The sequence below is a fragment of the Flavobacterium ammonificans genome (assembly GCF_020885975.1).
Taxonomy (GTDB): Bacteria; Bacteroidota; Bacteroidia; order Flavobacteriales; family Flavobacteriaceae; genus Flavobacterium; species Flavobacterium ammonificans.
On record NZ_AP025183.1, the window covers coordinates 568,135 to 582,838 of the forward strand.

A 14,704-nucleotide genomic window follows, 5' to 3' on the forward strand; every position below is an offset into this window, starting at 1 on the left:
GTGTTTCTTTTTACTTTGGTTTTATTTTGAAATGTACATCCACCCTTGCGAATCTATTGTACCATCACCGTCTAAATCAATTTGGAACATATACGACCCAACAGGAAGCATTTCGCTGCTACCTTGGTAGTTTCCATTCCAATCATTTTTATAATTAGCTGAATAAAATACTTGTTTACCATTCGTATTATATACACGTACAATTGATCCTGGATGGTTTTCTATATTGTAGATAACCCAAGTATCATTAATACCATCTCCGTTTGGAGTTAATCCTTCCATAACGTTGAGTTCTATGGTATCGCAAACATTACCAAGACCATCGCGATCTCTGTCGGCTTGATCTCTGTTAGGTGTGTCTGGACAATTGTCTGAGGTGTTGTTCACTCCGTCGCCATCGCGGTCTGGATCACAACTATCAATAATACCATCACCATCCATATCAACTCCATTATCTGGAATACCATCGCCATTGACATCCACATCGCAAACGTCTAGTATACCATCATTATCATCGTCAGTATCGGCATTATCTCCTCTACCATCGCCATCGGTATCTTTCCATTCATTTTTATCTAATGGGAAGGCATCATTAACATCTAAAATAGTATCGCCATCTGAATCTGAATCTCTATAATCTGCTATACCATCGCCATCGGTATCTATAGACTGGTTTGGGTTTTGGAAATTATACCCTTCTTCATAATTCGATATGCCGTCGCCATCATCGTCTTTAAAATCAAATGGGTTATTGGGGTTAGTTCCTTCTTGTTGTTCTATAAAATCAGGAGTCCCGTCACCATCAGTATCTCTTGCGTCACTAGGTGCGTTGGGATTCGTACCTTGTTGTACCTCAACATAATCTGGAACACCATCACCATCTGTATCTATAGAATCATTCGGGTTGTTTGGATCTGAGCCTTGTTGTACTTCAACATAATCTGGTACACCATCGCCATCAGTGTCAATTAATGAATCACCTGGAGTATTTGGGTTTGTTCCTTGTAAGTTCTCAACATAATCTGGAATACCATCGCCATCGGTATCTCTACCATCACCTGGTAAATTAGGATTAGTGCCTTGTTGTACCTCAACATAATCTGGAACACCATCGCCGTCAGTATCTATTACTTGATCTCCTGGAGTATTTGGATTGGTGCCTTGTTGGATTTCAACATAATTAGGAATGCCATCGCCATCAGTATCAACTGTATCTCCTGGAAGATTTGGACTGGTACCTTGTTGAACTTCTACAAAGTCTGGAACACCATCGCCATCGGTATCTATTAATTGATCCCCTGGAGCGTTTGGATTGGTACCTTGTAATATTTCTATATAATCTGGTACTCCATCGCCATCGGTGTCTATTAATTGATCCCCTGGAGCGTTTGGATTGGTACCTTGTTGTACTTCAATATAATCTGCAATACCATCGCCATCAGTATCTTTTACATCTCCTGGATTGGTTGGATTAGTTCCTTGTTGGATTTCAACATAATCCGGAACACCATCACCATCCCTGTCTCTCGCATCATTTGGATGGTTTGGATTGGTGCCTTGTTGTACTTCAACATAATCTGGAACACCATCGCCATCAGTATCTATTAATTGATCCCCTGGAGCGTTTGGATTGGTACCTTGTAATATTTCGATATAATCTGGTACTCCATCGCCATCGGTATCTATTAATTGATCCCCTGGAGCGTTTGGATTGGTACCTTGTTGTACTTCAATATAATCTGCAATACCATCGCCATCAGTATCTTTTACATCTCCTGGATTGGTTGGATTAGTTCCTTGTTGGATTTCAACATAATCCGGAACACCATCACCATCCCTGTCTCTCGCATCATTTGGATTGTTTGGATTGGTGCCTTGTTGTACTTCAACATAATCTGGAACACCATCACCATCGGTATCTATTAATTGATCCCCTGGAGCGTTTGGATTAGTACCTTGTAATATTTCGATATAATCTGGTACTCCGTCGCCATCGGTATCTAGTAAAGAATCTCCTGGAGCGTTTGGATTGGTTCCTTGTTGTACTTCAATATAATCTACAATACCATCGCCATCAGTATCTTTTACATCTCCTGGCAAATTAGGATTAGTGCCTTGTTGTGCCTCAACATAATCCGGCACACCATCGCCGTCAGTATCTTTTAGATCTCCTGGATTGGTTGGATTAGTTCCTTGTTGTACTTCAACATAATCTGGAACACCATCACCATCGGTATCTATTAATTGATCCCCTGGAGCGTTTGGATTGGTACCTTGTAATATTTCGATATAATCTGGTACTCCGTCGCCATCGGTGTCTAGTAAAGAATCCCCTGGAGTGTTTGGATTAGTGCCTTGTTGTATTTCAATATAATCTGCAATACCATCGCCATCAGTATCTTTTACATCTCCTGGATTGGTTGGATTGGTTCCTTGTTGTACCTCAACATAATCCGGCACACCATCGCCGTCAGTATCTTTTACATCTCCTGGATTGGTTGTATTAGTTCCTTGTTGGATTTCAACATAATCTGGAACACCATCACCATCAGTATCCCTAGCATCATTCGGATTAGTTGGGTTAGTGCCTTGTTGAAGCTCAACATAATCTGGAACGCCATCGCGGTCAGTATCTTTCTTATCATTTGGATTGGTTGGACTTGTCCCTTCCTGTATTTCAACTGTATTAGGCACTCCGTCTCCATCTATATCAGGATCCGTGGTGTCTCCAATGCCATCATTATCCAAATCACTATCAATAAATAAAGTAAAAGTGGCTGAACCGCTACCAGCAGCATTCGTTGCTGTAACTGTATATAAACGACTTGACATAATCGCTGTTGGAGTTCCTGAAATTAAACCCGTGCTACTATTTAGTACTACACCCGTCGGTAAAGCTGGAACAATAGTAAATGTAGCAGCACCTCCCGAGTTAATTGTTGCTAAACTAATCGCCCTATTCACCACTGCGTTATGAGTCGTTGAGACAAAACTAATGCTTGGTGGGGCCAAAGTTTGAATATTAGCATTGGTTACTTGAGCCACTGGATTTCCATTAGCATCCTGATAACTTAGTGTTAAATTATAAGTAGTAAATGATAATGTTCCACCCGCAACTACATTGTTTGGATTCACTGTTAATGGATTAGTACCAACAACATGTGAAAAACTTACAGATGTGGTATTAGTCATGGTCCAGACAATTGGAGCCCCTCCAGCAGTTGGTGTAAAAGTTAATCTTACCGAGCCTGCTAAAGGAATTTCGGGCAAGCTATAATTTATGTTTAAAGTAGTAGCACCTGTTGTATTTGCAGCAGGAGAGTTTAATACCGGAGGTTGAGTGGTTCCTGTTACCACTGTTATTGTTTGAGTAGCTGTACAACCACTGGCATTAGTATAGGTAATCGTTGTTGATCCTGGACTTATTCCCGTAACTACTCCTGTATTGGATATTGAAGCTACAGCGGTATTAGATGAGACCCATACATTTGAATTTGCAGGAGTAGTGGTAGCTGTTAATGTTGAGCTGTCCCCTGCCATTACTGAATTAGATCCGCTTATCGTGGGTGATTGAGCCGATATGTTTCCTTGTAAAATATAGGATTTTCTATATAACGGGTTACTGGAACCTACTTCTATATTAAGAATTCTATCTAGGGTTGGAGACAATACTGCTGCTGTTGGATTGCTTATAACACGTACATGAATAGTTGTAGGATTCAATGTGCCTGCACTAGCAGTTAAAGTAATAGGATTAGTACTAAAGCTAGTACCATTTTGAGAAATTTCATATATTCTATTAGGCGCTCTAATTACAACCGAATTATTAGAAAGATTTGTTCCTGAAACACTAAAAGTTTGAGCCGCTGAGGGTCTATTCACACAGGCTTCAAAAGAACTAAAAGCAGTAGGCGAAATAACCAATTGATCAGTAAAAGGAAATGGTAGCGGATCTTTAATGAATCTAAAATTATCTATACAAGCGCTCATTGGTAATCTAGCAGCAAAACCGTCTCCAAAAATAAATGAAGGATTAGAAGGAACAGCTAACCCATCAGCCACATCAACCACCAAGACTAAATTCCCATTCAATCTCATCCGAATTGTATTGGCTATGAATTGTACCGATAAATTATAATTGGTATTGGGTACTAATTGAACATTCGTAAATTGAGAGTCTATATCCTGAAGGAAAGTAGTTCGATAAAAAACACTTAAACGCCCCAAATTTGAAACTTTTACTCCAAAATCTCTTCCTGAATTGGAAGAATTTAATAAAAAACTGGTTGTTGATGGAAGGGAAGGTAAACTAAAATCTACATCAAATTGAAACGCATTAGCATTAAAACTTGATAATGGAATAGCTGCCGTTCTAACAATACTATTCCAATCAGTGTCTGTACACACGCTATTAGCCCCTAAAATAGTTGTGGTGCCAGGAGATGTAATTGTTGCAGATCCCGTTCCAATTGAGGGTGCTAATGAGTTGTTGAATGGATACTCCAGTAACACTTCGCCACCAATAGTAATGTTTGTAGTACTTGTTACCGTGCCGCCAGGGGTAGTAACCGAAATGGCTCCTGTGGTAGCTCCTACAGGTATTCTTGCTGTAATTTGTGTAGCAGAGTTTACAGTGAAACTAGTCGCATTAGTTCCATTAAAACTAACGGTAGTGGCACCGGTAAAATCAGTTCCTGTAATTACAACTGGAGAGCCTATTGCTCCAGATGTAGGTGTAAACGATGAAATTGTTGGGGGTGTTGAGTTAACTGTTGCACTAGAAACACTAAAACCTAATGCATTCACCGCTCGAAGTGCTACCGTATAAGCTAGTCCGTTAGTCAAGCCTGGAATAGTTACAGGAGAGGCTGAGTCTACTGGATTAAGTGGAATCCAAGTTGTACCTCCATTTGTTGTATATTCGTAATTAGTTATTGCGCTCCCTCCATTGTTTCCCGGCGTAAAACTGATTGAAAGTTCACCATTACCACGAGTTGCTATAAGATTTGTAGGAGCGGATGGAACAGTAACAGGAGTTGAAGTAACTGAAGCACTTCCTATACTAGCTCCCAATATATTGAGTGCTCTAAGTGACACTGTATAGGAGGTGCCATTGGTCAATCCAGAGATAGTAACTGGAGAAGTAGTATCTACTGGATTTAAAGCTACCCATGTTGAACCTCCGTTAATTGTATATTCGTAATTAGTTATTGACGAACCGCCATCTGATCCTGGTGTGAATGCGATTTCAAGCTGTCCATTACCCGGAGTTGCAACTAAGCTGGTAGGTGCTTGTGGAACTGAACCCGTAAATGAAACCCATCGACCAGTAGAAGAACTAGTGCTATTAATTAAAAGAAAAGACCCGTTAATCCGAAAAGTATTATTTGAATAATCGGAAAAAATTGTTGCGTTACTTGCATTAGAACTCCAAGCGGTTATTAATTTAGAATTCGTAGCGGGATTAGGAGAAAAACCACCTATTTTTCCTCTATCAGAATTATACCGAGAAAAAGCAACTGCACCAATCCAAATATCATTTGGAGTAGCCATTACGCTTACAGAATTGCCAGCTAAATTGTCTAATGATGCATTGTTTAAAATATTTCCCAATGTTACTTTAACATCTTGCCCGTTAAAAAACACAACCTCAAGATTTGAAGGGCTTATAGACCATGGAGTAACTCTATTTGATGCAACATTCAAAAAAGTCAATGTCAAAGGTTGATTTGTAAAACTATTACCTGCATAACTTCCACTAACATTATACCAAGTCATAGAATAATTTAGGTTCTGTCCGTGAGAAAATGTTGTGGCAAATATTATAAACAATAAGTATAAATTTTGAAACTTGCCTTTTGAGAAAAGTAATTTTTTCATAATAATAATACAGTCTTTGTGGGGTGAATCATTTTTTATAAGTGTTTTGGGGCAAAAATATGATATAAGAATGGCCGCTTTTTTCGTTTTTTTATAAACTTTGTCAAGAAAAATAATTTTAAGGACAAATTTAACTTTTATGCAAAAGCCCTAAATTTGCAAAAAAGACCCACCATTAATGCTGCTATACATTTCACTATTTACAATTCTATTATCCCTTCTTTTACTACTAAATAATTGGAGGATTAATAAAAATGCTGTTTTTTTAGCCCTTTTATTAATCTGTTCTTCCATCTATGGGATAACACACTATTTTGTGGTTTATGGGAAATCGGCGTTTTGGTTAGCTGTATTTTACAACCATTTTACACCATTAATGCTGTTACTTGGTCCTTTTTTACTGTTTTATATTCGTGGCACCTTGGAGGATAATGATGGTTTAACCAAAAAGGATTGGATACATTTTATTCTTGCCCTAATTCATCTAATGGGGATTATTCCTTACAGCTTACAGCCGTTTTCTGAAAAATTAAACATCGCCAATGCATTACTAGAGAATGTGGATCAGATTCTAACAATTAATAGTAATTATTTTTACAGTGTACCATTCAATTTTTTAATTAGACCGATACTCTTTTTAACCTATATCATTTATTGTATGTATTTAATTTGGAAACGGTTTGCTATTCCAAATTACGACAGTAATATTCCCAAAAAACAACTCTTAATTAGTTTGCGCTGGTTGATTATTTTAATTAGTAGTTTGTTTTTTATTGTAATTGAATTTTTAATTTTAACTGTAAACTCCATTCATACTAAGCCAAGCATTGGTTTAGTAAACTCCTATCCATTATATATTCTATCAGGGGCGGCCTATTGTGTCATGTCATTCTCTCTGTTGCTTTTTCCAAATATTTTGTATGGTTTTCCCAAACGTAAAACTTCAGAAAGAACAAATACAGAAACCCAGAATAAAACGGATGCTAGTGAGTCTGAAAATAGTGAAAACGAGGATCCATTTAATGATTTAACACTAGCCATCCAAGAGTACTTAGCCTCCGAAAAACCGTTTTTAAACCCCGATTTTTCCATTAGTGATATTGCTAGTGCAATGCAGGTTCCTTTAAACCATGTGTCTTATTGTATCAATACCGTAATGAAAATAAAATTTTCAGACTTAAAATCGGATTTACGTGTTACTTATTCGTTGGAGCTTTTGTCAGGTAAAATTAAACATTCTTATACGATTGAAGGAATTGCACATCATTCGGGATTTAAAACGCGCGCTAATTTTTATAATGCCTTTAAGGCAAAAATAGGAATGACTCCTACCGAGTACCAAACATCTAATTCATTGAACAACAAGCTCATTTAACATTAGCGCCCTCTTTTGTTAAATCAACAAACTTGTCCTTATTTTTAATTTTTAGGACACATTTCCTTTCTTTTGTGTTGGTTATAGTTAGATACAATTGTTATTTTTGCAAAATACAACTTCTAACTTAATCGAATACCGTGCTTTTATATCTGTCGATACTTACGCTCCTTTTTTCTTTTGTGTTGGTTTTTTTTAATCGTAAAAAAAATCCGAACCAACTTTTCCTGTCGGGATTTTTTATCATCACCTCATGTTTTGGTGTAGCGCATCATTTTGTATTTCACAGCCATGATGTCTTTTGGATAGCGATACTATTTAATCATTTTGTGCCCTTGATGTTCTTGATCGGTCCCTTATTGTATTTTTATGTACGGGGCGCTTTAGAACCTACCCAACCTTATACCATTTGGCATATACACCATTTAATTCTTCCTATTTGGAGTTTAATTGGGACGATTCCCTATTACGTCAAGCCTTTTTCTGAGAAAGAAGCCATTGCAAAGCAGCTCATTGAATCCATAAATGATATTCGGCTTATTGATGTGAATCTGTTTTATGATGCGGGAGAGAGTTTTATGTTGCGCACAATGCTTTGCTTGTTCTATAGCTTGGGTGCTGGAATTTTAGTCATTCGAAAATACCGTTCGCTTTCCAAGAGGGAGCCAAAAATGAATAGACAAGAACTGCAAGTAATTCGCTGGTTAACTGTTTTGCTTTCCTGTGTTTTTGGTATAAGCTTGATTTTCATTTCATTGGCTTTTCAAGTAGCGCATTATGAAATTAAAGACATCATTAAAAATCAAACGGAGATTTATGTGCTATCAGGAATTATTTACCTGATTTTAACCCTGTCGTTGTTGCAATTCCCAAATGTGTTGTATGGCTTGTCGCCGAAAAAAGTAAAAGAAGACCATCAAGAAGCAGCCCCTGAAGTTGAAACAAAACCTGCCAAAACCTACAAAAAGAAGGTAAAATACATTGGGACACCGCTAGAACGCATTAACCAGTATTTAGAAGTGGAAAAACCGTATTTAAGTCGGGATTTTTCTGTTTTTAGTATAGCGGTAGCCATCGGATTGGCCGAGACCCAGATTAACAACTGTATTAAAAATGAAATGAAAACCTCATTCGTCAAGTTACGCACCCAATTACGAGTGAAGTATGCATTATCTCTTTTGGAGAACAAATCGAATGATAAGATCACTATTGAAGCTATTGGAGAGCAGTCGGGATTTAAAACACGGTCTAATTTTTATGCTGCTTTTAAAGAAGTCACCGGACTAACTCCTACCGAATTCATCCAAAATAAGTAATTCACGGATGTCTGTTATCGGTTGTCTGTTCCTTGTTCAAAGTTTAAGGTTTAAGGTTCGTTGTTCAACATTCCTTGTTCCTTGTTCCTTGTTCATCATTCTTTGTTCCTTGTTCAAAGTTTAAAGTTTAAGGTTCCTTGTTCAACATTCCTTGTTCCTTGTTCAAAATTCGATGTTCCTTGTTCAAAGTTTAAGGTTTTAAGGTTCAAAAGATTTTCCAAATTTCTCTAATTTCTTAAATCTGCGTTGCTATATCAAAAATCGTTAATCAACATTCTAAAGTCTGCAATCAATTTAAAGTAGTCGTTCAATAGCAATAAAATTATTAATGTATGAGGGCATGATAATCAAAGTAACTCGGTACATTCTACTATTGTCTGCATCGGTTAAGTGATATACAATTGTATCTCCTGCAGTAAGAAACCCCCAACCAAAAGGCGAAGCGCTTGGAGTAGTTGTATAAGTTATTGGGGAATCTGTTCTTGTTCCGTAAGATGCCCCATTATTGTATTTTCCTTCTACATAAAGATTTACGGCTCCCGATACAGTAGCTATAGAAAGGCCTCTTTGTCCAGTTGTGGTTACAGAAAATCGCAAATTCTCGAAGGTTAAAAAAGTTCCTGCTGTAACGCGTCCCACTAGCTTGGTGGACACATTCCCTGTGGGATCACCAATATTTAATCTCCCAGTAATATTTACGTTACCACTTGGATCAATTCTTAATCGCTCAGTACCACCCGTTCGCATCACAATGTTATTACTCATATCTGGAACAGTAGAAAATCCAGAAATATCTATTGATGATTGAGAACTTACACCTGTTCCTCCACCAGCAGATAATCTTAAGAAACCGTCATCTGCTGAATCATTTTGAGCAGTACCGGTAATTGACCCTACACCTCTTATTTCATAATTTCCGATCGAACTGGTATTTAAAGAAGGCCTATTGGTTGAATTACCAAAACCAGTGGCTAATTTCACCCCACCGCCCGCAATATTTAATCTTGAAGTTGGAGTGGCGGTACCAATTCCAACATTTCCTGAATTATCAATACGTATTCCTTCATTATCACCATCGTTTGACAAAAAGTTATTGTTTAATTGAATATTTCGTTCAGCCATATGCTGATTTACAGGAAGGTTTCCTGCTACCATTTTGTAAAATATTTTATCGAAGTCTCTATTGTCCCTTTGACCTGTAGTTGTGACTATTTGGACATTATAGGTTATCCCACTATTTAAGTTAACTTCAACCCTACCTTCATATTCTGCCCAAACATTACTACTAGTAGATTCATGGTAATCAGATGCTAAAATATTAGTAGTTCCCTGTCTAATATTGAATGTTAATTTAACCTTTGATCCATTTGAATTCCATGCAGTACTATTAAAATTAAACTCATATCTTCCAGAGACAGGAACAGTAAAGCTAAAACCATCTGTACTTGAGGCTTTACCAGCTGAAGTTGAATAAGCTTCATGATATAATTTTACCAAATCACGAGTAACAACAGCATTACCAGCAGTGGTTCCTGTGGCTATTGTAGCCCAATTAGCTCCATTCCAATAATAATAACCAGCTTGTAGTCCCATTGAACCTAAGTTGTAGACCAATAGTCCTTCTGCAGGATTAGGAATGGTAGTAGCATCCGTTACACTTGTTAATGTAACTCGTGGCGGTAAAAATCCTTTGTCTGTAGCACTTACATGAAGCTTGGCTGATGCGTGAGGCGTAGTGGTGCCAATGCCTGTTTGCGCGTAAATTAACTCAAATCCAAAAATTATAAAAAGAACTATTTTTTTCATACTATTTTATTTTAGATTCTATTTGTTCTAAACGTTTCATCAAGACCTCAATTTGTAGTTGTTGCTCTTTTAATTTTTGGTCTTGCTCTTGAATTGCTTTTACTAAAATGGGGGTTAATTTGCTATAATCAACTGCTTGTGGAAGTATTTTACCTGCTTTGTCTATCGCATCTTTTTCTCCAGAAACAGCATAAGGAACTACTTCTTGAAGCTCATGTGCCATCACTCCATGCATTCTATAATTATTTGACTTCCAAGCATAATCATAGGTCTTAATTTTATTCACTAAATTTAATCCGCTATAATCATGTAGATCCGTTTTTAATCGGTAATCAGAAGTTGTACTATAATTAATACTGTTACTATTAGCTACTGCGCCGATGAAGCCAATTGAAGATCCTTGTTTCTGAAACATCATAAATTCATGATGGTTTACATTCCAATTTGAAGGCGTATTAGCATTTAAAATAACCAACCCATTGTTATCAGAAGTAGTGCTTTCAATATACAAAGTAGTTGGATCAGAAGAATTAATATGTAATCTTGAGGCTGGCGAAGTCGTACCTATTCCTACTCTATTGTCAGTTGTGACAGTAAAAGCAGGAGCTGCTGAATTATTTAGATTCCAATTAGTATGGAATTTAAATTTATCTCCGTCTGCATTATCAATACCCATAGAGCAACCCCTTACTCCTCCAATATCAAAAGACAAATAAGGGTTCCCTCCTCCGTTACCATTTGTCCGTATAGCTAATGATGAATGTGCTGTTGAAGAGGTATTGTTATTATTAAAAATGTACACACTGGGGCTTGTTGTATTGCCAGGATCTGGACCAAAAACATTCCCGTTTTCAACATGTATAGAATTGGTTGGTGTTGTTGTCCCAATTCCTACATTCCCTGAATTATCAATTCGTATTCCTTCATTACCGCCATCGTTGGAAAGATAATTGCCGTTGAGCAAAATGTTTCGCGTTGCCGTATGATTTCCTAAATTATCGGCAGTGGTTGAAGTAGTTATTGAAGGATTAAGTTTAGTGATGATTAAATTAACACCATAAAAAAGGGTTCTTGAGGCGCCATCATTATTAATAATTCGTATCGTTTTGGATCCTGAAGAACAATCCAAAATATCTGCAGCAAATGTACCTCCTCCCCAATCGGTATTTCCTCCATTTGATAAAGTAGCATACCCACTGTCTCCCCTAAACGGCCCCCAATTTCCAGAAGATAGTTCTTGTAATTGCATGGAATTATAAGTGTTTGTAGACTGGAATGGCAGTGCCCATTCTATTTTATATAATCCATTAGAAAGTGTAAATGTAGTAGATGAGTTTACCGTTAAATCTCCTGAGGCAATATTATTAAATCTGGAATTCCAAGTAGTTATTGCTTGACCAGCTGAGGTGTTACTTGAAGATCTAAATAGGGCTTGATTTTGCACATTACCCACCGTTGTAGACAAACTTACCCATTGCAGTCCTGTTCCATCCCAATAATAGTAGCCTGGCACTACATTAAATGGACTGGCTCCTGCTGATGCAGTATTAAATACCATCAATCCATTCGCTGGATTACTAATAGGGCTTGCTGAATTAGTTGCAGTCAATGCCACACGAGGCGGTAAAAATCCTTGGGTAGTGGATGCAACTTCTAACTTTGCAGAGGCATGAGGTGTTGTTGTACCTATTCCCGTTTGCGCATTCAAATTAATGCTAAATGCTATGAAGGCAATACAAATAACGAACTGTTTTTTCATCTTTTCTTCTTTTTAAACTTCGTTTCTAATTGTAATACCCGTTGTTCAAGTTCCAATTGTTTCTTTTGAACTTCATTGCTGACGCGATGCTGTAAAGACTCGTTTTCACGGGTTAATTTTTCAACTTGCTTGCTTAATTCTTGAATGGCTCCAACACTTAAAGCAGTTATCTGATCAAAATCAATCGCTCTAAAATCAGTTACTTTTTTTCCGTAAACAAACAAATTGTCTGTTGGCACATCCCAACCTTTAATAGTAAACTCGTTTGGACTTTTTACCTCCTCAATTGTCTTGATGATTTCTTTTTTACCTTCGGCATAGAACTTTACCTCATCTCCTTTTTGAAAACCATGAGGCTGTTCAGTAGTAATGTTTAGTATTTCATTTTCTATATTAGCCGATTGTACCAAAGCAAAAACAGACGGGATAAAATCTGCAGTTTGATTCACAAATTGGGGATTTACAGACTCCACCTCTTGAGCTATGAAACCTGTTTTCTGTTTATTTCCATTCACTACTTGATCAATGTAGGAATAATTAACCACCTTAAGCTTATTTAAGTCTAATAATTGCTTTGTGGTGTTAAGAGGTAAAATGTCTTTTTTAATTCTAGTGTCTGAAATTGCATTAAATTCTGGTGCACGTATTCTTTGATCGGCCTGAATAGAATAAGAAACATTCATATTTGCCGTGTAAGCGCCTTGGGCTTGGTTTTGATTTAAATAGCCATAGACATTAACGTATTGCAACGCTGATGTAGCCACATGTAAGGGAACTTGGGGCGAAGTGGTTCCAATGCCTACTCTTCCTGCATGATAGGCGTCACCATCAGAACGGAAATAGTGGTACATAAGCGAACTGTATTCAACACAACCTGCAGGTGAAGCACAAGAGTTTCCATAAATAGTAAATTGTTCGTTGGGATCATCATTCAAATGCAGTTGTAACTCATTTAAGTTGCCAATTTTAAATTTTCGCAAACGGTAGGGATCAGTGTCATCACCCCCGTCTGTCCCTCTAAATTTAATTTCATTGACACTTATTGCACTACGAACATCCAATCGATCTACTGGACTAGCTGTTCCTATACCTATATTTCCATTTTCTCTTATGATTAATCCGTTCGTTTCTGAGCCTCCTCCAAAAATTCGAAACCTAGCCTCGGCATTGGAAGTTCCAAAATGATCTAAAGTCCAGTCAACTGTTCCTCCTGATAATGAGCGCTTAAAGGTTATTTGGCCTCCTTCATTTGTGGTTGCTGTTGGGTTGAGCATAATCTCTCCAGGGATTGTTCCAGTAGGGTTTCCAACAGTTAAAGTAGTGGATGGCGCTAAGGTTCCTATTCCTACTTGTCCGCCATTGGGATTCAGTACCAAATTAAAATTTGTTCCATAATTGGAACGGGAACGCGATTGCAGCCAAGAATAGGTGGCGGCACTACTCAATCCAAAATCCAATACATGACTCCCTGTAGTACCGCTCAAACGGAAATTACCATTGGCTGTTGCCCCTGAAGTGGCAGGATCTGCCAAAGTAGTTTCTACCTGAAATTTATTGACCGGTATAGTGGTGCCAATACCTGTTTGTGCAGATACTAACTCAAATCCGAAAACTATAAAAAGAACTATTTTTCTCATAATCACTTTATTAAAAACCTAAATAAATAAACGTATTGACCGATAAGCTTCTTGGAGTAATATCAATAGATTGTTGTGTCACGTCTCCGTTTATACTAGATGATGTAGCGGTATGGGTATGAGTATTGATACTATGGCTGTGAGTTCCAGCCGAGCCAATAATTCCAGTGGTAACATAGGATGAATTTGCTGTTCTATCTGTAGTATCTGCATCTGCCTCCGTCGTGGGTGCCATTCCAGATTTAAAAGCAAAAGGTCCAGCACCAAACGATGCATAACCTCCTGTAGCATTTGGAACCACTCGAATCGAATGTTCATGGCTTCCAGCGTCTTGCATAGTAGCTATTGTACCATTAATTGTAATATTTGGAGAGATATTTGGTAACTGATTTTGAACTAATGTCCTACTCATACTTCCAGTTACAGATCCTAATGTACCGCTAGATTGCATTAAAACAGCGTTAGTCGCATTAGGAAGATTATCTCCAATACCCAGTACATTGGCTTGTAGTTGTTGTGATGCGGTTAATGATGATTTTAGTCTGCCGTCTAATCGTACCCAACCGTTGTGGTCATTTACTTGCATTCCTGTTTTGACATCTCCAATACTAGTTTGACTTGACGGCATAGCAGACCAACTTGATCCATTCCAATAATAATACCCAGGAGTTACATTGTTGGGAGCTGTTCCTGCTGTCTGGGTATTAAATACAAGCAAGCCTATTGCTGGTGAAGTGACTGGACTAGCTTGATTAGCGGCAGTCAATGCTACACGCGGCGGTAAAAATCCTTGAGTAGAAGAGGCAACTTCTAACTTTGCAGAGGCATGTGGTGTAGTCGTACCTATACCGGTTTGCGCCACCATGGGCAATGCAATCCAAACTAATAAAAATACTAATTGCTTTTTCATATCCTTTTCTATTATAATTCT

At 37.7% G+C, this 14,704-nt stretch carries 7 protein-coding genes; 2 read left to right on the top strand and 5 right to left on the bottom strand.

The features are described from left to right. Positions 1–21: 21 nt before the first annotated feature. Positions 22–5,832: a T9SS type B sorting domain-containing protein gene (locus LPC23_RS02585; RefSeq protein ID WP_229330873.1), complete on the bottom strand. Its 5,811-nt coding sequence runs from the start codon at positions 5,830–5,832 to the stop codon at positions 22–24. A gap of 424 nt (positions 5,833–6,256) precedes the next feature. Here LPC23_RS02585 and LPC23_RS02590 point away from each other — a divergent pair, with 424 nt between their 5' ends. Both LPC23_RS02590 and LPC23_RS02595 read left to right on the top strand, forming a co-directional pair. Further along, positions 6,257–7,255, top strand: coding sequence for a helix-turn-helix domain-containing protein (locus LPC23_RS02590; RefSeq protein ID WP_229330875.1), 999 nt, complete (start codon positions 6,257–6,259; stop codon positions 7,253–7,255). Between the two features lie 338 nt (positions 7,256–7,593). Continuing rightward, positions 7,594–8,571: an AraC family transcriptional regulator gene (locus LPC23_RS02595; RefSeq protein ID WP_229331570.1), complete on the top strand. Its 978-nt coding sequence runs from the start codon at positions 7,594–7,596 to the stop codon at positions 8,569–8,571. A 294-nt stretch (positions 8,572–8,865) separates the two neighbouring features. On the opposite strand, the gene LPC23_RS02600 is transcribed toward LPC23_RS02595, so the two are convergent. Genes LPC23_RS02600 through LPC23_RS02615 form a run of 4 tightly spaced genes read right to left on the bottom strand, consistent with a single transcriptional unit; the run spans position 8,866 to position 14,683 of the window. Continuing rightward, on the bottom strand, positions 8,866–10,377 hold the full coding sequence (locus LPC23_RS02600) for an emp24/gp25L/p24 family protein (protein ID WP_229330877.1): 1,512 nt from the start codon (positions 10,375–10,377) through the stop codon (positions 8,866–8,868). Position 10,378: 1 nt separating this feature from the next. Continuing rightward, complete coding sequence (locus tag LPC23_RS02605; RefSeq protein ID WP_229330879.1) at positions 10,379–12,136, bottom strand: tail fiber domain-containing protein; 1,758 nt, start codon at positions 12,134–12,136, stop codon at positions 10,379–10,381. Beyond that, entirely contained in the window at positions 12,133–13,773 is a 1,641-nt protein-coding gene (locus LPC23_RS02610) for a tail fiber domain-containing protein (RefSeq protein ID WP_229330881.1), read from the bottom strand. The genes LPC23_RS02605 and LPC23_RS02610 overlap by 4 nt, the downstream gene beginning before the upstream one ends. Positions 13,774–13,783: 10 nt before the next feature. Continuing rightward, positions 13,784–14,683: a hypothetical protein gene (locus tag LPC23_RS02615; RefSeq protein ID WP_229330883.1), complete on the bottom strand. Its 900-nt coding sequence runs from the start codon at positions 14,681–14,683 to the stop codon at positions 13,784–13,786. Positions 14,684–14,704: the final 21 nt, after the last annotated feature.

Bases quoted from the DNA above. Each gene is read 5' to 3' on its own strand.
- LPC23_RS02590 (WP_229330875.1), top strand. From the start codon at position 6,257: ATGCTGTTACTTGGTCCTTTTTTACTGTTTTATATTCGTGGCACCTTG.
- LPC23_RS02595 (WP_229331570.1), top strand. From the start codon at position 7,594: ATGTTCTTGATCGGTCCCTTATTGTATTTTTATGTACGGGGCGCTTTA.
- LPC23_RS02600 (WP_229330877.1), bottom strand. From the start codon at position 10,377: ATGAAAAAAATAGTTCTTTTTATAATTTTTGGATTTGAGTTAATTTAC.
- LPC23_RS02605 (WP_229330879.1), bottom strand. From the start codon at position 12,136: ATGAAAAAACAGTTCGTTATTTGTATTGCCTTCATAGCATTTAGCATT.
- LPC23_RS02610 (WP_229330881.1), bottom strand. From the start codon at position 13,773: ATGAGAAAAATAGTTCTTTTTATAGTTTTCGGATTTGAGTTAGTATCT.
- LPC23_RS02615 (WP_229330883.1), bottom strand. From the start codon at position 14,683: ATGAAAAAGCAATTAGTATTTTTATTAGTTTGGATTGCATTGCCCATG.